At 63.9% G+C, this 18,785-nt stretch carries 15 protein-coding genes, 3 pseudogenes and 1 riboswitch; of the genes and pseudogenes, 12 read left to right on the forward strand and 6 right to left on the reverse strand.

The features are described from left to right. Positions 1-8: 8 nt before the first annotated feature. From hutI to ACF0H6_RS19360, 6 genes and pseudogenes are all read left to right on the forward strand, one after another. The gene (hutI, locus tag ACF0H6_RS19335; RefSeq protein ID WP_395251075.1) at positions 9-1,232 is read left to right on the forward strand and encodes an imidazolonepropionase; all 1,224 of its coding nucleotides are present in this window, start codon (positions 9-11) and stop codon (positions 1,230-1,232) included. A gap of 193 nt (positions 1,233-1,425) precedes the next feature. Beyond that, entirely contained in the window at positions 1,426-2,358 is a 933-nt protein-coding gene (locus ACF0H6_RS19340; protein ID WP_395251076.1) for an SIS domain-containing protein, read from the forward strand. Positions 2,359-2,454: 96 nt separating this feature from the next. Further along, positions 2,455-3,333, forward strand: coding sequence for an ROK family protein (locus ACF0H6_RS19345; protein WP_395251365.1), 879 nt, complete (start codon positions 2,455-2,457; stop codon positions 3,331-3,333). Positions 3,334-3,353: 20 nt separating this feature from the next. Then, positions 3,354-4,297: pseudogene (locus ACF0H6_RS19350) on the forward strand (1-phosphofructokinase family hexose kinase). Beyond that, positions 4,294-5,133: a ketose-bisphosphate aldolase gene (locus ACF0H6_RS19355; RefSeq protein WP_395251077.1), complete on the forward strand. Its 840-nt coding sequence runs from the start codon at positions 4,294-4,296 to the stop codon at positions 5,131-5,133. The pseudogene ACF0H6_RS19350 and the gene ACF0H6_RS19355 overlap by 4 nt, the downstream one beginning before the upstream one ends. A gap of 23 nt (positions 5,134-5,156) precedes the next feature. Then, positions 5,157-5,948, forward strand: a complete 792-nt coding sequence (locus ACF0H6_RS19360; RefSeq protein ID WP_395251078.1) for a DeoR/GlpR family DNA-binding transcription regulator — start codon at positions 5,157-5,159, stop codon at positions 5,946-5,948. 15 nt (positions 5,949-5,963) lie between these two features. On the opposite strand, the gene ACF0H6_RS19365 is transcribed toward ACF0H6_RS19360, so the two are convergent. Then, a complete protein-coding gene (locus ACF0H6_RS19365) occupies positions 5,964-6,644 on the reverse strand; it encodes a histidine phosphatase family protein (RefSeq protein ID WP_395251079.1) in 681 nt (226 codons plus the stop codon). Positions 6,645-6,753: 109 nt separating this feature from the next. Here ACF0H6_RS19365 and ACF0H6_RS19370 point away from each other — a divergent pair. Beyond that, positions 6,754-7,519 (forward strand): annotated as a pseudogene (locus ACF0H6_RS19370) (CPBP family intramembrane glutamic endopeptidase). Positions 7,520-7,701: 182 nt separating this feature from the next. Here the strand turns inward: ACF0H6_RS19370 and ACF0H6_RS19375 are convergent. Further along, positions 7,702-8,340, reverse strand: a complete 639-nt coding sequence (locus ACF0H6_RS19375; RefSeq protein ID WP_395251080.1) for a VOC family protein — start codon at positions 8,338-8,340, stop codon at positions 7,702-7,704. Positions 8,341-8,586: 246 nt separating this feature from the next. Here ACF0H6_RS19375 and ACF0H6_RS19380 point away from each other — a divergent pair, with 246 nt between their 5' ends. Continuing rightward, positions 8,587-9,903, forward strand: a complete 1,317-nt coding sequence (locus ACF0H6_RS19380; protein WP_395251081.1) for a bifunctional o-acetylhomoserine/o-acetylserine sulfhydrylase — start codon at positions 8,587-8,589, stop codon at positions 9,901-9,903. Positions 9,904-9,959: 56 nt separating this feature from the next. Here the strand turns inward: ACF0H6_RS19380 and ACF0H6_RS19385 are convergent, their stop codons facing one another. Continuing rightward, positions 9,960-12,317, reverse strand: coding sequence for a S8 family peptidase (locus ACF0H6_RS19385; protein WP_395251082.1), 2,358 nt, complete (start codon positions 12,315-12,317; stop codon positions 9,960-9,962). A 214-nt stretch (positions 12,318-12,531) separates the two neighbouring features. Then, a riboswitch (SAM riboswitch) is annotated at positions 12,532-12,648 on the forward strand. Positions 12,649-12,661: 13 nt separating this feature from the next. Here ACF0H6_RS19385 and ACF0H6_RS19390 point away from each other — a divergent pair. Beyond that, complete coding sequence (locus tag ACF0H6_RS19390; protein ID WP_395251083.1) at positions 12,662-13,783, forward strand: homoserine O-acetyltransferase; 1,122 nt, start codon at positions 12,662-12,664, stop codon at positions 13,781-13,783. Between the two features lies 1 nt (position 13,784). On the opposite strand, the gene ACF0H6_RS19395 is transcribed toward ACF0H6_RS19390, so the two are convergent. Continuing rightward, a complete protein-coding gene (locus tag ACF0H6_RS19395) occupies positions 13,785-14,261 on the reverse strand; it encodes a hypothetical protein (RefSeq protein WP_395251084.1) in 477 nt (158 codons plus the stop codon). A 58-nt stretch (positions 14,262-14,319) separates the two neighbouring features. After that, positions 14,320-15,162, reverse strand: coding sequence for an SGNH/GDSL hydrolase family protein (locus tag ACF0H6_RS19400; RefSeq protein WP_395251085.1), 843 nt, complete (start codon positions 15,160-15,162; stop codon positions 14,320-14,322). Positions 15,163-15,230: 68 nt separating this feature from the next. Here ACF0H6_RS19400 and ACF0H6_RS19405 point away from each other — a divergent pair, with 68 nt between their 5' ends. Next, on the forward strand, positions 15,231-15,899 hold the full coding sequence (locus ACF0H6_RS19405) for an alpha/beta hydrolase (RefSeq protein WP_395251086.1): 669 nt from the start codon (positions 15,231-15,233) through the stop codon (positions 15,897-15,899). 67 nt (positions 15,900-15,966) lie between these two features. On the opposite strand, the gene ACF0H6_RS19410 is transcribed toward ACF0H6_RS19405, so the two are convergent. After that, a complete protein-coding gene (locus tag ACF0H6_RS19410; protein ID WP_395251087.1) occupies positions 15,967-16,197 on the reverse strand; it encodes an RNA-binding S4 domain-containing protein in 231 nt (76 codons plus the stop codon). A 33-nt stretch (positions 16,198-16,230) separates the two neighbouring features. Here ACF0H6_RS19410 and ACF0H6_RS19415 point away from each other — a divergent pair, with 33 nt between their 5' ends. Both ACF0H6_RS19415 and ACF0H6_RS19420 read left to right on the forward strand, forming a co-directional pair. After that, entirely contained in the window at positions 16,231-17,280 is a 1,050-nt protein-coding gene (locus tag ACF0H6_RS19415; RefSeq protein ID WP_395251088.1) for a DMT family transporter, read from the forward strand. A gap of 118 nt (positions 17,281-17,398) precedes the next feature. Then, positions 17,399-18,785, forward strand: a pseudogene (locus ACF0H6_RS19420) (glycine--tRNA ligase).

An 18,785-nucleotide genomic window follows, 5' to 3' on the forward strand; every position in this document is an offset into this window, starting at 1 on the left:
ATAGGTTCATGAGCGGGCAGACGAGCACACTGATCAGCAACATCGGCGAACTGATGACCCAGGATGTGGAGCATCGTGTCCTCAAGGACGCCGCAGTGCTCATAGAGGGTGAACGGATCTCCTGGATCGGCCCGGCGTCGGAGGCTCCGGCCGCTGACGGACTCGTGGACGCCGAAGGCCGCGCCGTGCTGCCCGGCTGGGTGGATTCGCACTCGCACTTGATTTTCGCCGGGGACCGCACTGCCGAATTCGAGGCCCGCATGGCAGGGCAGAGCTACAGCGCCGGCGGCATTGCCGTCACCACGGGAGCCACCCGCGCCGCGAGCGATGAGGAGCTCACCCGCCTCGCCGCCGGACGCGTGGCCGAAGCCGTCTCCCAAGGCACCACCTATCTCGAAAGCAAGACCGGGTACGGCCTGGACCTTGAGAACGAAGCCCGCAGCGCCCGTATCGCCGCAGCCACCGTCGACGAGGTGACCTATCTGGGTGCCCACCTGGTTCCAGCCGGAGCGGACGCCGAGGAATACACGGACCTTGTCTGCGGTCCAATGCTCGACGCCGTCCGTCCCCACGTGAAATGGGCCGACGTGTTTTGCGAACGCGGTGCCTTCACGGAAGAGCAGTCGCGCCGAGTGCTTACTGCCTGCCGGGATGCGGGCCTGGGCTTGCGTGTCCACGGCAACCAGTTGGGCGAAGGGCCCGGGGTCCAGTTGGCCGTGGAATTCGGCGCGTCCAGCGTTGACCACGTCAACTACCTTTCCGAGGCCGACATCCAAGCGCTCGCAGGAACGTGGAGTGGCTGGGATGCTTCCACCGGAACGGGCGCGCGCGGGACCGTGGCTACGTGCCTGCCTGCCTGCGATCTCTCGACCCGCCAGCCACTTGCTCCGGGCCGCGCGTTGATTGACGCGGGCGTCCAGATTGCCTTGGCCGCCAACTGCAACCCCGGCACCTCCTACACCAGTTCCATGGCTTTCTGCGTCACTACTGCGGTGTTGCAGATGCACCTGAGCGTCCATGAAGCCGTTCGCGCGGCCACATACGGCGGCGCGCTGGCTTTGGGCAGGGAGTCAGGCAGCGACGTCGACGGCGGGCGGGCAGTGGGTTCGATCGCCGTCGGGCACCGCGCCGATCTCCACATGCTCAAAGCGCCGTCGGCAACCCATCTGGCCTATCGGCCCGGAATTCCGCTGACCTTCGGGGTGTGGCGGGCCGGTGCCCGCATGATCTGACAACTCAATTTTTCACGCAAAAGGCAGGGTACTTCCGTTGGGAGGGGCCCTGCTTTTTTCTTTGGGCCGACAGGGCTCCGCGATCCTTGTGCGATTGAAAATGATCGTTTAGTGTTTGTATGGATCATAAAACGTCAAATCATTGAGTGTGGAAGAGCGCGTCGAAGAAGCGCGGACAGGAATGGTAAGTGCGATGAGTAACAACACCCTCGGGGCCTTCATGGAAGAAGAGCTTGTTTCGCAGCCCGAGGTCTGGGAGCGGGCCATCGAGCAGTCCAAGCTTGAGAAAGCCAAGGCAGGGGACCTGCTTCCCGCCGACGGCGAGCGGATCGCCGTCGTCGGGTGCGGCACCTCATGGTTCATGGCGCAAAGCTACGCCGCTGCGCGCGAGGCCGCGGGCAAGGGCGTCACCGACGCGTTCGCAGCATCGGAAGCCTTCCTGAACCACAACAGCGCCGGTCGCCAGTACGACGCCGTCATCGCCATTACCCGTTCCGGCACCACCACTGAGGTTCTTGAGCTCCTGGAAGCCCTGCGCGGAAAAGTCCGCACAGTTGCGGTCATTGGTGACGTGAATTCACCCATTACCGCCCTGGCAGACGCGGTGATCGGCCTTCCGTACGCGGACGAGAAATCCGTGGTCCAGACCCGTTTCGCCACCACCGCGCTGGTGTACCTTCTGACGAGTCTGGGTATCGAACTCGGCACGGCCATCGAGGACGCCCGCGTTGCCGTCACCGAGCCGGTTTCCCAGGAGTTGCTCGACGCCGAACAGTTCACCTTCCTCGGCACTGGCTGGACCGTTGGCCTGGCCCACGAGGCAGGACTCAAGATGCGCGAAGCGGTGCAGGGCTGGACCGAATCCTACCCGGCGATGGAATACCGCCACGGTCCCATTTCCATTGCTGCCCCCGGCAGGGTCACTTGGCTCTTCGGCGCACAGCCCGAGGGATTGGACGCTGACATGGCAGTCACCGGCGCCCTGTACGTCAACACAGGCAAGCACCCGCTCGCGGAGCTGGCCCGCGTCCATAAGGTCACCCTGGAACGGGCCCGCGTACGCGGACTCAACGCCGATGTGCCGCGAAACCTCACCCGTTCTGTTGTCCTGAACGCCACGGCCTAGGTCTTCCCATGGTTCTCGGAGAGCCGGTTCTCGGAGCCGCTGAATCCGCAGTCGCTGGCCTTTGACGTCGGCGGGACGGACCTGAAAGCAGGCCTGATCGATCGGGCCGGGAATGTCCTTGGGCTGCGCCGCATCGCAACGCCGCGTGATGCTGTACGGCCGGGCGAAGCGATCCTGGATGCCGTTACAGCGCTCGCCGCCGGCTTTGCCGAAGAGTACCCCGGCCACGCAGCGAAGGCCGCTTGCATTGTTGTTCCGGGAATCGTGGATTCGGACACCGGAGTGGGAATCTACTCGGCGAACCTCGGATGGAGGAACTTTCCCTTTGGCGAGAAAGCAACCCAGCGCCTCGGGCTGCCCGTCTCTTTCGGCCACGATGTCAGCACAGCCGCCGAAGCCGAATTCCGCTTCGGGGCGGCCCGCGACTTTCGAAACGTCGTGGTGATGGTGGTTGGTACAGGGATTGCCGCAGCCGTCATCTCCGACGGCTACCCCGTGCGGGCAGGTGGCTTTGCCGGAGAATTGGGCCACGCCCTCGTTCCGGATCCCGACCGTCCCGGTTACACGATCCTCGAGGCAGTCGGCTCGGCCGGAGCAATCGCGCGGCGCTACAGCGATAAGGCGGGAACCCCGCGAACGGGGGCCCGCGAAGTTCTGGAACGGGCCAAGGCCGGCGACGCGCTCGCGTCCCGGATCTGGGCTGATGCGGTGGACGCGCTCGCCTTCAGCCTCGGCCAATGCGTCAGCATCATTGGCACCGAGGCCGTGGTGGTGGGCGGCGGCCTCGCCGAAGCAGGGGAGGGCCTCTTGCAGCCACTCCGTTCGCGCCTTGACGTATTGCTCGACTTCCAACGCCGCCCGATCATCATGCGCGCCCAACTCGGCCAGGACGCGGGTCTGCTCGGCGCTGCCATGAGGGCCCGGGCCCTTCTCCCGGCCGCGAAGGCCGCCTCCAGCACCGGGTCCAGGCCATGAATGAGGCCATGAAACAGGCCATGAAGCGCGTCGTGACCGTGACCCCGAATCCGGCGATCGACCTCAGCTATCACATTGCCGGGATCACCCCGGAGCAAGCCATCGCGTCGCCGCACCCCTCAGCCGGGCAGGCGGAAAAGGCCTCAACGTTGCCCGGGTGGCGCACCAGCTGGGCCACCCGGTCCTGGCCATCGCGCCTTCGGGCGGCGCAGCCGGGGCCGAATTCGCCGCCGAACTCACCAACAGCGGCGTGCCCCACAGGCTGGTCCCGGTTACCGCCGAAACGCGGCGCAGCATCGCGATGGTGGACACCGTGGGCGGCGAAACCTCCATTTTCAACGAACAGGGAAATCCCCTCCAGCCGAGCGAATGGCAGGCACTGGCCGCCGCCGTCGTCGAGGCCCTCGATGGGCAAGGCGCCGGAGTGCTGGTCGGCTCAGGCAGCCTCCCGCCCGGCGCGCCGGCGGACTTCTACCCCGCACTGGTGCGTCTGGCGCACGACGCCGGGATCCCCGCCGTCGTCGATACCTCGGGTCCCGGGATCATCGCCGCCGCCCGGGCAGGGGCGGATCTGCTCAAGCCGAACAATCACGAACTTCTCGAAGCAACGGGGGAACGCAACCTGGAGACCGCGGCGGAGCAATTGATCGCCATGGGTGCCAGAACAGTCCTGGTCAGTTCCGGCGCCGAGGGCATGCTTGCCTTCGACCACGCCGCCCCGGGCGGCTACTGGAGCGCGCGGCTCCCCGAACCCCTCAGCGGAAACCCCACCGGAGCCGGCGACGCCGGAGTGGCGGCCGCCGCCGTCGCACTCGCCACAGGCGTCACCGACATTCGCACGATTCTCCGCAAGGCAACAGCATGGTCCGCCGCCGCAGTTCTCATGCCGGCGGCCGGCGAGATCTCGCCGCTCTACGCGGACCTCGAAGACCAACTCATTCTCAGCTGGAAGGAGACCCAGTGACGCTCGTCAGCACACGGGAACTCATGGACACCGCCCTCGCCCGTGGCATTGGCCAGGGAGCCTTCAACGTCATCCACCTCGAAACCGCAGAGGGGCTGGTTGCCGGGGCAGAGGCCGCGGGGGTCCCGTTGATCCTGCAAATTTCGGAGAACTGCGCCCGCTTCCACGGCGGACTCGTGCCGATCGCCCGCGGTGCCATGTCGATCGCCCGGGACGCTTCCGTGCCGGTGGCTTTGCACCTCGACCACGCCGAATCCGAAGAGCTGGCGCTGCAGGCCGTTGACCTCGGCTTCGGTTCTGTCATGTACGACGGCGCGCACTTGCCTTATGACTGGAACGTTGAAGTCACGCGCAGGGTCGCCCGCTACGCCAGCGAACACGGCGTCTACGTCGAGGCCGAGCTAGGAAAGGTCGGGGGCAAGGACGGCGCCCATGCTCCAGGAGTCCGGACGGATCCGGACGAGGCCCGTTCGTTCGTGGAGGCCACCGGGGTGGACGCCCTCGCCGTCGCCGTCGGCTCCTCCCACGCCATGACCGAGCGAAGCGCCACGCTGGACCTGGCATTGATCACGCGCTTGAAGCAGGCCGTCCAGTTACCGCTCGTGCTTCATGGCTCCTCCGGCGTGGCAGATGAGACCCTTACAGCTGCAATCGGTGCAGGTATGACTAAGATCAACGTATCCACCCACCTGAACGGGTTCTTCACCCGCGCCGTCCGTGAGTACCTGGATGCCAACCCCTCCGTGGTGGACTCCCGCAAGTACATCAAGGCTGGCCGGGATGCCCTGGTGTTGGAAACCGCACGTTTGCTGACGCTGTTCGCGAAAGTGAATTAGCCTCAATTTCCGGAAGGTTCGTGATGACCCGCAACGATCGACTGACAGCCATCCTTGATCTCCTCGCCGAGTCAGGGCATGTTGAGGTCGAGGATATCGTGACCCGCCTTGAGGTCTCGCCAGCCACGGCCCGCCGGGACCTGGACAGCCTCGCGAAGCAGCGGCTCCTCAGCCGTACGCGCGGCGGAGCCACCACGGGATCAGTGGCCTACGAGCTCCCGGGGCGTTACAACAGGGATGATCATGCAGAGGCTAAGCAGCAAATTGCGCTGGCCGCTTCGGAGCTCATCATGCCCGGGGCCGTGATCGGGCTCAGCGGTGGCACCACCAATACGGCCCTGGCCCAAGTTCTGTCCACCCGGGAAGACCTCAACGCACCCTCGAACCGGCCCATGCTGACGGTGGTCACCAACGCCATTAACATCGCCGCCCAGCTTGCCGTACGCCCCAACATCAAGATCATGGTGACCGGCGGCATCCTGAACCCACGTTCGTATGAACTCGTCGGCCCTTACACCGATGTCATCATGCAAAAGGTTGCCTTGGACATCGCCTTCATCGGCGTCAACGGGGTGGATCCCAAGATCGGCCCCACCATCACGGACGAGGGGGAAGCCATGGTGAATACGGTCATGGCCCGCCGCGCCACCGACTCCTATGTCCTGGCCGATTCCACGAAGATCGGCAAGCGCGCCTTCGCGGCGATGGCAGGATACGATTTCCGCCGGCTCATCACCGATTCCGGCATCACCGATGAAGACAAGGCAGCGTTCGAAGCCAGCGGCACTGAAGTGATCGTGGCCAAGGACGCCTAGCTTCGGGGGCTCCGCTCAGAAAATCATCGGAGGAGCGTCCAGTACGGTTTCGTCCGTGCTGCGCTCAACCCACTGGCTGAACGGAGTATCAAGATCGTACTTGCCCTGGTCGTTGCGGAGCAGGGTCCGGAGCGCGGCGTTGCCCGGATTGTTGAGGGACTCGAAGTATTCCACCGACCAATGGAACCAACGCATGCAGAACAGGCGCATCGTGAGGCCGTGGGTCACCAACAGGGTATTTCGTGCGTAGTCCGGTTTTTCCCAATGCCGGTACAGCGTTTCCATGAAGGACGAAATCCGGTCGTAGACATCGGAGCCTGATTCGCCCTCGCGAAACCGGTAGAAGAAGTGCCCGTAGAGGTTGCGGAGCTCCTTTTGGTCACTGATATCTCCGGCAATCTGGAAGTTGGCCCAGTCTTGTTCGCGCAGGCGGGGTTCTTCGATCACCCGTTCCGTCAAGCTGCCCAGATTCAGTGCCTCCAGGGTTTGGTATGCCCGAAGATACGGCGAGACGTAGACGCACACCGGCTCGCCGTCGAGCTTCCTGCGCAGTTCCTCACCGGCGGTCCGGGCCTGTTCGATGCCCAGCTCCGTGAGCGGGATGCGGTAATCGGGCACACGGTTGTAAATGGAAGTATCGGCATTGGCGGCGGATTGGCCGTGCCGGATCATGAAGATTCGTGCTGGGGCGCTCATCCCACCAAGCTTAGGGTCAGCCGCTCCGCGATGCCGTGCACGCCTTGCTGCCGACGCCGGGAATCGGGTTTCCGGGAAATCATCAGCCAAATACGGGCAAGATAGGAGCATGCTCCTAGCCTCAACGCGCCGGGTGCGCGCCGAAGTACTCATTGTCCTTGGCCTCTCGCTCGGCCAATCGGCTGTCTACTCCGTGGTGCAACTTTTGGACAAGTTGACGCAGGGACCATTGGCTCACGCAACCTCTACCCTTAACCGCTCCCAAAACAGCCGCGAGTACTTCGATCTCACGTACCAACTCCTGGATATTGCTTTCGCGCTGGTCCCCGTGGTGCTGGTGTTCTACTTCCTCTCGTTGCACCGCCAAACCGCGGAGAGTCCCTCGGGTTTCACCCGGTTGGGCTTCAACTTTTCCCGCCCGGGCCGTGATGCGTTGCAGGGACTAGGCCTCTTCGCGCTGATCGGCATCCCGTCGCTGGGCCTCTACGCGGCCGGCCGTGCTTTGGGAATCACCACGGCGATCATTCCCAGCGGACTCGACTCCTATTGGTGGACAGTGCCGGTGTTGATCCTGTCAGCCGTGCGGCACGCGATCGTCGAAGAAGTCATCGTGGTGGGCTACCTCTTGGACCGCTTCAGGAAGTTCGGATGGAGCACCCCTTTGGCAATCGTGATCAGCGCACTGCTGCGGGGAAGCTACCACCTTTACCAGGGATTCGGTCCCTTCATCGGTAACGCGGTCATGGGCCTGGTGTTCGGCTGGATCTACACCACTGACCAAACGCGTCATGCCGCTCGTGGTGGCGCACGCACTGCTGGATATCGTGGCGTTCGTCGGCTTCAGCGTGTTCGGCAAGGCAATCGGGCTGGGGTAAGGGTGCGGCGGAAATGCGCCGTCCTCTGCATGCTCGCTCGTTCCTCGCTTAGACGCATGCTGCCGGACGCCACACTCCCGCCGGATTGCAGGTTAAAAGGATTCGGCCGCCATTGCAGGTGACGTCATTGGCACCCGCAGATGGCGGCCGAAGTTTTCCGGGCTCTCCTGGCCGATGGTCCGTCAGATAGTGACGGCTCCGTTTGTGGTTTCAAACGTGACGGACATGATTCCCGGAGTTCCGTGCGGAGCCATCCATTGGACTGCAACATCCTCCAGCGGCTTCTCCACAGGTTCTCCGAGCCACTCCGTGACGCGCTCAGCAGAGCCGGCAATGGTGAGGCTGGACATCTTCACGTCGCTTGGGTAGACGAGGGACGGGTGGAGCGCGGGGTCGCCCTCCCAGCGGAGCAGGTAGGGGACCTGGGGATCAGCGATGAGTCCCAGGATGCCGATCTGCTGCCAGACGAGTTCGCGACCGTCCGGGAACTTGCGGTTGCCGGGGACAGCGGCCCGTCCGAGCCGTTGTTCGAACGGGCTTAGGTCGTCAACAGCGACGCACCAGCCCATCCAGCCACCTCCTGCGGCGGAGCGGGCACGGACGGCTTGTCCAAAAGGTGCCTTGTCGGAAGCCGGGTGGTCCAGGACCTCAACAACTTCCAGGGATTTGTGGTCAGCAAGGGGAATGATCATGTTCCGGGTACCGAAGCGCGGGTGCACTCCGCCCCGGACTGCGTCCACTCCCAGTGCTGCGGAAATCCGCTCGGTGGTGGCCAAGAGGCCATCTCGTTCACAAGCGTAAGAGACGTGATCCATGCGCATGGCTTCATCTTGGCACTTTGTGATGGACCTCTCAGCTAAGTCATGCCTAACTAACGTGGGATGTGCCGAAATGACGGCTCGAAGTCCCTTCAAGACGCCCGAAGACCGAAAACTTCTGCGTTCGTCACAAAGCTTCCGGAGCATGCCATGCCGTCCCTAGACTGACGGCAACCGAACACCAGCAAGGCAGAACACTTCAGCCCGGCAGGCTGAATCCCGCCGAGCCCCGAGAAACCAGGAGTCCGCATGTCCCAAGGATGGTCATTCGAAACGCGCCAAATCCACGCCGGCCAGGAGCCGGACATCGCCACCGGCGCCCGGGCGCTCCCCATCTACCAGACCACGTCGTTCGTTTTTCCCAGCGCGGAAAGCGCAGCCAACCGTTTTGCGCTGACCGAACTGGCCCCCATCTATACGCGGATCGGCAACCCCACGCAGGACGCCGTGGAACAGCGTGTGGCGAGCCTCGAGGGCGGATTGGCAGCCCTCCTTCTGAGCTCCGGCCAAGCCGCCGAGACGTTCGCCATCCTCAACGTCGCCGAGGCCGGTGACCACGTGGTCGCCAGCCCGAGCCTTTACGGAGGGACCTACAACCTGTTGGCCCACACGCTGAAGAAATTCGGCATCTCCGTGACCTTCGTCGAAGACCCGGACAACCTTGAGCAGTGGCGGGACGCGGTCCAGCCAAACACCAAGCTGTTCTTCGCCGAAGTCGTGTCCAACCCGCGTCAAGACGTACTGGACATCGAGGGCGTCTCCAGGACTGCCCACGAGGCCGGAGTCCCGCTCGTCGTCGACAACACCCTGGCGACGCCATACCTGATCCGCCCCATTGAGTGGGGCGCCGACATCGTGGTGCACTCGGCAACCAAGTACCTGGGCGGCCATGGGTCCGCCATTGCAGGGGTAATCGTGGACTCCGGCAACTTCGATTTCAGCAAGGACCCCGGGCGCTTCCCGAACTTCAACACCCCGGACCCCAGCTACAACGGCCTGGTCTATGCCCGCGACCTGGGCAAGGACGGTGCCCTCGGCGCCAACCTTTCCTACATCCTCAAGGCCAGGGTTCAGCTCCTGCGTGACCTCGGCTCTGCTGTTTCCCCGTTCAACGCTTTCCTGATCTCCCAAGGAATCGAGACGCTGAGCCTGCGGGTGGAGCGTCACGTGGAGAACGCCACCAAAGTGGCGCATTGGCTCGAAGCCCGGGACGACGTCGAATCCGTCGCGTATGCGGGCCTGCCTTCCAGCCCGTGGTTCGAGCGCGGCCGGAAGTACGGCCCCAAGGGCACCGGGGCGGTCGTGTCGTTCAACATCAGTGGCGGGATCGACGCCGGCAAACGCTTCGTGGACGCCCTGGAACTGCACTCCCATGTGGCAAACATTGGGGACGTCCGGTCCTTGGTCATCCATCCCGCGTCCACCACGCACAGCCAGTTGACGCCTGAACAGCAACTCGTGGCAGGGGTAACTCCCGGGCTGGTGCGCCTGTCTGTCGGGATAGAACACATCGACGACATCCTCGCGGACCTCGAGTCAGGATTCCGGGCGGCCAAGAGTTCCTAGGACCCTCAAGCAGTAGTCAGGAGGCGCCCTTGATGGCCAAGGGCGCCTCCTGACGGTTAACCGGCGAGGAAGTAGCCGGAGGTGTCCGCGATGAGCTGCACAGTGCCGTTGGAGTTGTTGGTGAAGGAGATCGTTCCGTTGGCGGCCACCGGGGTGATGGCGAAGTTGGGGATGATCTGCCCGTTCGCGTAATTTACGTTTGAGGTGCCCGGTTGCGGGGTTCCCCCGGCGTACGCGGTGATAAAGCCGAACGAGGAGGGGTTGGCGACCGTGATGTTCATCGCCACCGCGGAAACACCCGAAGCCGGGATGCCGCCGCGCCCCGTGACCTTCACGTTGATGGTCTGCCCCGGCGCAACAGGGCCGCCGACCCCGCCGGTTCCGTCACGGGTATCCAGTTGCCTGAACGGTGCCTGGGCGGAGAACGCCCCGGCCGTTGACGGTGTGCCCGCAAGGTAATAGCCCGAGGTATCGGCAATGATCTGGACGGTTCCGTCGGAGGTGTTCGTGAATGAAATGGTCCCGTCGGGAGCGACCGGCGTAATGGCGAAGTTCGGGACGATCTGTCCCGTCGCGTAGTTCACGTTCGAGGCGTTCGGCCGCGGAGTCCCGCCCGCGTAGGCGGTGATGAAGCCAAACGACGACGGATTGGCCACCGTGATGTTCATCGCGACGGCGGAAACACCAGAAGAGGGAACACCACCCCTCCCGGTGACACGGACCGTGATGGTGTGACCGGGCGCAACAGGGCCGCCGACCCCGCCAGTGCCGTCGCGGGTATCCAGTTGCCTGAACGGCGCCTGGGCGGAAAAAGCTCCGGGGGCGGGTGATGCGCCGGGGGTGAGGTAGTAACCGGTGACGTCGGCGATGAGTTGGACCGTGCCGTTGGAGCTATTCGTGAAGGAAATCGTTCCGTCGGACCCCACCGGCGTGATCGCGAAATTCGGAACGATCTGCCCGGGAGCAAAATTCAGGTTAGACGTCGCTGGTCGATTGGTTCCGCCTGCGTACGCGGTGATGAAGCCGTTCGACGTCGGGTTGGCCACCGTGATGTTCATCGCCACCGCGGAAACACCGGTGGCCGGGAGGGCGCCGCGTCCGGCAACCTTGACGCTGATGGTTTGTCCGGGGGCGACCGGTCCCTTGACCCCTCCGGTCCCGTCCCGTGTGTCAAGCTGCCTGCAAGGGGTGGTGGCCGCAAAACCGCCCAAAGGGTCTTGTGAGGGAGAGAAGAGCGACGCGCTGACGTAAAGCAGCCGGTTGGGCATACAGTTTCCGGTCGACTGGACTATTCCGGCTGTTGCGCCGACAGTCAACGTCGCCGAGACCTGCGCGGGGCTCCACGATGGATGCAGGGCGAGGAGCATCGCGGCAGCTCCTGCCACGTGGGGTGAGGCCATCGAGGTGCCATTGAGGACAGCCGTCGCCGTATTTGACGTGGCCCAGTCGGACGTGATGTGAACACCCGGCGCGTAAAGGTCTACGCAGGAACCAAAGTTGGAGAAGGAAGCCTGGTTGTCGAATTCGTCGCTGGCGGCCACGGTGAGGGCCGCCGGAACCCGGCTGGGGGACAGCGTGCAGGCATCCGTGCTCGAATTTCCCGCGGCCAGGGTGACGGAAATGCCGTTATTGATGGCTCCTTGAACTGCATCGTCAAGGCTCTGGTTTGCGGCGCCCGAGAGGCTGAGGTTGGCGACGGCGGGCTGGCCGGCCTGGTGTTGTTGCACCATCCAGTCCAGGCCGGCTATGACATCCGAGGCGTATCCCGTGCCATCGCAAGCGAGAACGCGCACAGGCACAATCGTTGCAGCTTTGGCCATTCCATAGGTGCTTCCCGCTGCGATTCCAGCTACATGCGTCCCGTGGCCAGCGTCCTGGATTGCCGGATCGGAGCAAGGAGCGGTGGCAGGTTCGCCCGAGAAAGCGCTCCATCCGGCGGTCACCCTGCCGCCGAAGTCCTGGTGGCTGCCAAGTACCCCGTTGTCCACTACGTAGATCGAAACTCCCGCGCCGCTTGAGGGCGGCGTGTAGGTTCCCGATAACGGAAGAGTCCTTTGGTCCGTTCGATCAAGACCCCACGGGGCGTTCTGCTGGGTGTCTGAGGTTCGAACCGGGGTGTCCCGCTCGACCGACGCCACCTGGCCCGATTTCGCCAACGCAGCGGCCTTCGCGGGGGTCGCCGTGACGACTGCGGCCTTCACGGCATGCGTGAACGTCTTGTCCACCGCAACTCCCTGCGAGCGCAGCTCCGCGGTCTTGCCGGCAACGTCCGTGCCTTCGGCGTAGTGGACCACGTATCGGTCCTCGCCCGCTGCCGGACTAGCGTCGGCGTGGGCCGGGAGAGGGGTTCCAACGCTGAAACCCGATATGAGCAAGAACAGGGCTACCGGCACGAGGCCGAATGGCTTTTTCAAGAGCTGAATCTCTTCCTGTGGCGCGTCGCATCGGCGGATGCATGAGAACGTGCTGACTGCTGTGCCCAATTATATCCAGTCACACCTGCATCATGCGTCTCTTCGGCCACCGGTCTTCGGAAGCCCTGCTGCGCGAACAAACCGCGGCAAAGTGTCACATAGATGTCATAATCTTCGCCAGATGGGGTCCGGTTTTCCTAGACTCTTGGTATGAGGTCATGAGTGCCAGTGACAGCCCCGGCTTGCTGGCCGGCAACCCTCCTTTCGCGGTGGGGTGCCCCGGGTGAAGACCCTGGCCCTTCGCTTTGTTGGCGGCGGGCAAGCGCGATGTGAGGTGTCAACGAATGACAATTGCTGCAACAGCCGTACCCGTTTCCGGTACCCAGGACGGGACCGTCAAGTATGCTTCCGTCGGTGGAATCGACCTCGAGGCCGGAGGTTTTCTCCCGGATGTCGTCCTTGCATACGAGACGTGGGGGCAGCTCAACGCTGATGCCTCCAACGCCGTCCTCGTGGAACACGCCCTGACGGGCAGCACGCATGTGGCCCGCGGCGAGAGCGACGAAGAAGGCTGGTGGGAGCAACTCGTTGGCCCCGGCGGAACGATCGATACGGACCGCTATTTCGTGGTTTCCGTCAACATCGTGGGGGGCTGCTACGGAAGTACCGGGCCGTCGTCGTGCGCGCCTGATGGCAAACCGTGGGGTTCGCGTTTCCCGTTGGTGACGTTGCGGGACAGTACCGTCGCCGAAGCGCGGCTCGCGGACGCCCTGGGGATCCGCAGCTGGCACACGGTGGTGGGCGGGTCCATGGGCGGTGCGCGGGCCTTGGAGTGGGCCGTCATCTATCCGGACCGCGTGAAGCGATGTGCCGCGATTTCGATCGGGCCGTCCAGTACCGCCGAGCAGATTGCGTTCGCCCAGGCCCAAACGCTGGCCATCCGCCAGGACGCGAACTTCAACGGCGGCGATTACTACGGGAAGGCGGCGCCTGAAGCCGGGTTGGCGCTCGCCCGGCGGATTGCCCACATCACGTACCGATCCGCAGATGAACTGGACTTCCGCTTCGGCCGGAACGCCCAGGGGAGCGAGGCCCCTCTCGAGGCTGCCCGGCTGGACCGCCGGGGCCGCTACCAAGTGGAGAGCTATCTTGACCACCAGGGAAACAAGCTGGTTCAGCGCTTTGACGCCAACAGCTACATCGCCATCACAGAGGCCCTCATGAGCCACGACATCACCCGCGGGCGGGGAACGCTGAAGGAAGCGCTGTCCGTGGTGACGGCGAAGTTCTTCCTGGCCGCAGTGGACTCGGACCGGCTCTATTTTCCGGAACAATCCCGAGAGTTGGCCGAGGCTTTGCCCGGCGAGGTGACGGTTCACGTGATCGAGGCGCCCATCGGGCACGACGGTTTCCTCACCGAGATCGGCCAGCTTGGCCCCCAACTGTGCGAGGCCTTTTTCGCCTGAATCAGCCGTTCATGATCTCCTGACGGAGCTTCATGTACTCCTCCATGGCGATTTTCCCGTCGCTGTACTGCTGGTCCAGTTCAGCCAGCTTCCGCGCCCGGAAGCCATGGGGCGCGGCGTCGGCCTGGGAAGCGGACGACGACGGCGGGGCAGCCTGCGGTGCGGGAGTCGCCACTGGAGGCTGAGGCTCAGCCGGGATGATTACCGGAGGCTGCGGCGGGTATGACTGGGCGGGATAGTTCTGCGGCGGATACGGTTGCCCGGGGGAGTGCTGGTCGCTGTACTGGCTCGGGTCGTAGGGCCTCGGATCGTAGCGTCCGGGCGGGTATTGGCCTGGGTTGTATGGGCCTGGCGGGTTTCCCGGGTAGTTCCCGTCATCGCCGTTTTTGATCTGGCGCTGGCGCGATCGGTTGTACATGCGGATACCCATGGGAATCAGCCAGGAGCAGACGATGATCCAGAAGATCAGATTGTTCATGGTGCGGGCCTCCCTGTCTCCTTCAGCTTAGTCCCGCTCCCTGAGAGAGGCGGGTCCGTCAGCCCCGCGGCAGGATGGTGTCTGCCGGACCGAAGACGGGACCCGGCGTCGGGCGTTTTGGCAAGATTCCGTCGCCAGAGGATTGGTGCCGGACCCGGCGGATGACCCACGGGACAAAATATGCCCGTGCCCAGACAAGGTCGCTGGACCGTGCTTGGCGCCAACTGCGCTGCGGTAGTGGCTTGGGGAAGAGCGGCTCGAGGCTATGCGGAACGTTGAGTGAATCGAGGACCATCGCGGCGATGGTGTGATGGCCAAGCGGCGAAAAATGAAGGCGGTCTTCGTCCCACATCTGGGAGTTGGAAAGCTGGCGTAAGGACCACATATCCGCCACCACGGCATCGTGACGGGCGGCCACGGTGCGCAGGTTCTCGTTGTAGATGGCTACTTTCCCGCGGATCCGGCCGAGTACCGATGACGAGGTATCCGGGCCATTGAACAGGACAACGGTGGCGCCTTCGGAACTCAAGGTCTGGACGGCGGAATCGAGTTTCTCGGCAAGCACATCGGGATCGCCACCGGGACGGATGAGGTCGTTGCCGCCTGCGGAGATGCTCACGAGATCCGGCTTGAGGTCCATGCACGGACCAAGCTGCTCGTCCAGGATTTGCTGCAGCAGGCGGCCCCGGATGGCCAGGTTGGCGTAGGCGAAATCCCGGTGCCCGCGGCTCAATTCCTCCGCCACGCGGTCTGCCCAGCCGCGATGGCCGCCGGGGCTGTTGGGCTCGGGGTCCCCGATGCCTTCCGTAAACGAATCACCCAATGCGACGTAGCGGGTCCAAGGATGTATCGGTCCATCCGAACTTGGCTGCTCTGCGGAACCAGCGTCAATCACGTTCATGTCCTGCCTCTTGGTGCAAGCTACGCGCCCGTACCTTGTTACCCGTGGGTAACTGTAAGAATAGTCCCATGAGTCAAGCTTCCTCCGTTCCTGCTCCCGGCTTTCCCGACCACGTCGTGTTGTGGTCCCACGAAGAAGAGGAACGGGCTGGAAAGCCCTTGCTGGTGCTATTGCACGGTTACGGGTCCAACGAGCAAGACCTTTTCAGCCTTGCCGGCCTGCTGCCCGCGGAATTCGCTGTCGCCTCGCTCCGTGCGCCGATCGCCACGGGGCCAGGCTTCACGTGGTTCCCGCTCACGGCGTCCATCGACTACTCGCTCGACGCCGTCAAGGCCGCGGCGGAGTATGTGTTCTCCTGGTTGGATTCGCTCAAGGCCAACCACAGCTCGGTGACGCTCCTCGGCTTCTCCATGGGCATGGCCATGGCCACATCGTTGCTCCGCCAGCGGCCGGCGGACTTTGACGCCGTCGTCGGGCTCTCAGGCTTCGCGGTCGACGCCGATGCCGATCCGAGCTTCCGGGACGCCGAACTGGACGGTTCCGTGCCGTTCTTCTGGGGGCGGGACCAGCAGGATCCTGTCATTACCCCGGACAAGATCGAATTCACCATGGAGTGGGTACGAAAGCATACGGACCTCACCAAGGTGCTCTATACGGGGATGTGGCACGGCATCAACCAGCAGGAAATCGGCCACGTGGGCGAATTCCTGGAACACAAGGTCCTCAAGTCCGTCTGAAGCCAACGCGGGGTCACTTACGGCCCATTAAGTGCCTCAGAATGGGCCGTAAGTGACCCCGCGTTGGCTAGGAATCCTGGGTGACCCGCACGGTCTGTCCGTTGACGGTCACGGTGTCGCCTACATGGAGTTGACGGCCGCGTCGATCGTCGATCTCACCGTTGACTTTGACCAGGCCGTTCTTGATGAGTTCCGTGGCTTCCACGCCGTCCTCCACCAGATTGGCGAGCTTCAGGAGCTGGCCAAGACGGATCATGTCGTCGCGGATGGGGACCTCTTCGAATTCCGGGTTGCTCATACAAGCAATGATGCCTGAAGTAAGGTGGTGAAAATGCCGCAGTCGTCCCGCCCCGTGCCTGGAAATCCCTCCCGTACTCCGTTGCCCTTGCTCACCGGACTGTTGCTTGCCGTGGCCACTGGACTCGTGATTCCGCTTCAGGGCCGGATCAACGGTGCGCTGGGGGCCACGCTCGACGACGGCATCGCGGCCGCCGTCGTGAGCTTCACCACCGGGCTGGTACTGATCGCCGCGATCGGCCTGGCGCTGCCGAAAGGCCGGGCTGCTTTGCGACGGATTGTGCCCGCCCTCAAGGAGCGGAGCTTCCCGCGGTTCTATGTCCTGGCCGGTGGCATCGGCGCCCTTTTCGTGTTTGCCCAATCGTTCACCGTTGGCCTTCTGGGGGTGGCGCTGTTCACGGTCGCCGCGGTGACCGGGCAGACGCTCAGCGGGCTGCTGGTGGACCGGCTCGGGATCGGGCCCGGCGGCAAACGCTCCATCACAGGATTGCGGATCCTCGGCAGTGTCCTGACGATTGCCGCCGTCGTATGGGCCGTCTCTCCGCGCCTGGGTGCCGCAGCCGACGTCGGATCCTTGCTTCTCCCGATCCTGCTTCCTGTCGTGGCGGGCTGCTTGATGAGTTTCCAGCAAGCCATGAACGGAACCGCCACGGTGCACTATGGCAGCCCCATTGCCGCTACGCTGGTGAATTTCGTGGCAGGCACGGTCATCCTTTGGATCGCCTGGCTCATCAAACTGCTGCTGGCTGGCCCCGGCCACGGCCTGCCCAGCGAATGGTGGTACTCCCTGGGCGGCCCCATGGGTTGCGTCTTCATTGGCCTGGCTGCCTTGCTGGTCCGGAGCCTCGGTGTGCTGGTGACCGGTCTGGGGATGATTGCCGGGCAGTTGCTCGGTTCGCTCGCCCTGGACCTGGTGCTGCCCGGGCCCGGAACGGTCATCGCCGTGCCCACGGTCCTTGGCACCTTGTTGACGCTGTCCGCCATTATCGTGGCCACCTTGCCTTGGCCGAAGGGTGCTCTCGCGTCGCGTCGTTCCCAAGGCAAGCAGGGCAGCACCGGAGGCAGGACCGTCAAAGGCCGGTAGGCTAGGACACGCAGCTTCCTGCACAGCGTTTCCCCTGATGACTTTTCCCCTGCTGACTTTTCCCTCAGCAGCACAACCGCGGACCGCACCCAGCGGCCCTGTAGACATTGGAGTACCCATGGCAGCAAAATCCGTCCTCGATCAGGTCATTTCCCTCTCCAAGCGGAGGGGCTTCGTGTTCCAGGCCGGTGAAATCTACGGGGGCTCGCGCTCTGCGTGGGATTACGGCCCCTGGGTGCCGAGTTGAAGGAAAACATCAAGCGCCAGTGGTGGCAGAGCGTGGTCCGCGGCCGCGAGGACGTGGTTGGCCTGGACTCCTCCGTGATCCTGCCCCGCCAGGTGGATGGGAAGCTTCGGGACACGTCGAGGTTTTCTCGGACCCGCTGGTCGAGTGCCTTTCCTGCCACAAGCGCTACCGCGCCGACCACCTCCTGGAAGAATTCGAGGAGAAGAAGGGCCGTCCCGCTGAGAACGGCCTCAAGGACATCGCCTGTGCCAACTGCGGCACCCGTGGTGAATGGACCGAGCCGCAGGAATTTTCCGGCCTGCTCAAGACCTTCCTCGGCCCCGTTGCCAGTGAAGAAGGCCTCCACTACCTCCGCCCGGAAACCGCTCAGGGCATCTTCGTCAACTTCGGCAACGTGCTGACTACCTCGCGCAAGAAGCCGCCGTTCGGCATCGGCCAGATCGGCAAGTCCTTCCGCAACGAGATCACCCCGGGCAACTTCATCTTCCGGACCCGCGAGTTCGAGCAGATGGAAATGGAGTTCTTCGTCGAGCCGGGCACGGATGAAGAGTGGCACCAGTACTGGATGAAGGAACGCATGTCCTGGTACACGGACCTGGGCATCAAGGAAGAGAACCTGCGCTTCTTCGAGCACCCGTTGGACAAGCTCAGCCACTACTCCAAGGGCACCACGGACATCGAATACCGCTTCGGTTTCCAGGGTTCCGAGTGGGGCGAGCTCGAAGGCATCGCCAACCGCACCGACTTTGACTTGTCCACCCACGCCAAGGCATCGGGTACGGACCTGAGTTACTTCAACCAGGCCACCAACGAGCGCTACACCCCCTACGTGATTGAGCCCGCGGCCGGCCTGACCCGCTCCTTCATGGCGTTCCTGATCGACGCGTACACCGAGGACGAGGCGCCCAACGCCAAGGGCGGCGTCGACGTCCGCACTGTCTTGAAGCTGGACCCGCGCCTGGCCCCGGTCAAGGCGGCTGTGCTGCCTCTGAGCCGCAACGAGGACCTGTCCCCGAAGGCAAAGGCCCTGGGCGCCCAGTTGCGGAAGAACTGGAACATCGATTTCGACGACGCCGGTGCCATTGGCCGCCGCTACCGTCGCCAGGACGAGATCGGCACGCCGTTCTGCATCACCGTGGACTTCGACACCCTCGACGACCACGCCGTCACCATCCGTGAGCGCGACTCCATGAGCCAGGAACGCGTCTCCCTCGACAAGGTTGAGGGCTACCTCGCCGCGCGCCTGATCGGCGCCTAG

Source organism: Arthrobacter sp. NA-172 (genome assembly GCF_043952055.1).
In the GTDB taxonomy this organism is placed as follows: Bacteria; Actinomycetota; Actinomycetes; order Actinomycetales; family Micrococcaceae; genus Arthrobacter.

Bases quoted from the DNA above. Each gene is read 5' to 3' on its own strand.
- hutI (WP_395251075.1), top strand. From the start codon at position 9: ATGAGCGGGCAGACGAGCACACTGATCAGCAACATCGGCGAACTGATG.
- ACF0H6_RS19340 (WP_395251076.1), top strand. From the start codon at position 1,426: ATGAGTAACAACACCCTCGGGGCCTTCATGGAAGAAGAGCTTGTTTCG.
- ACF0H6_RS19360 (WP_395251078.1), top strand. From the start codon at position 5,157: ATGACCCGCAACGATCGACTGACAGCCATCCTTGATCTCCTCGCCGAG.
- ACF0H6_RS19365 (WP_395251079.1), bottom strand. From the start codon at position 6,644: ATGAGCGCCCCAGCACGAATCTTCATGATCCGGCACGGCCAATCCGCC.
- ACF0H6_RS19375 (WP_395251080.1), bottom strand. From the start codon at position 8,340: ATGCGCATGGATCACGTCTCTTACGCTTGTGAACGAGATGGCCTCTTG.
- ACF0H6_RS19380 (WP_395251081.1), top strand. From the start codon at position 8,587: ATGTCCCAAGGATGGTCATTCGAAACGCGCCAAATCCACGCCGGCCAG.
- ACF0H6_RS19390 (WP_395251083.1), top strand. From the start codon at position 12,662: ATGACAATTGCTGCAACAGCCGTACCCGTTTCCGGTACCCAGGACGGG.
- ACF0H6_RS19395 (WP_395251084.1), bottom strand. From the start codon at position 14,261: ATGAACAATCTGATCTTCTGGATCATCGTCTGCTCCTGGCTGATTCCC.
- ACF0H6_RS19400 (WP_395251085.1), bottom strand. From the start codon at position 15,162: ATGAACGTGATTGACGCTGGTTCCGCAGAGCAGCCAAGTTCGGATGGA.
- ACF0H6_RS19405 (WP_395251086.1), top strand. From the start codon at position 15,231: ATGAGTCAAGCTTCCTCCGTTCCTGCTCCCGGCTTTCCCGACCACGTC.
- ACF0H6_RS19410 (WP_395251087.1), bottom strand. From the start codon at position 16,197: ATGAGCAACCCGGAATTCGAAGAGGTCCCCATCCGCGACGACATGATC.
- ACF0H6_RS19415 (WP_395251088.1), top strand. From the start codon at position 16,231: ATGCCGCAGTCGTCCCGCCCCGTGCCTGGAAATCCCTCCCGTACTCCG.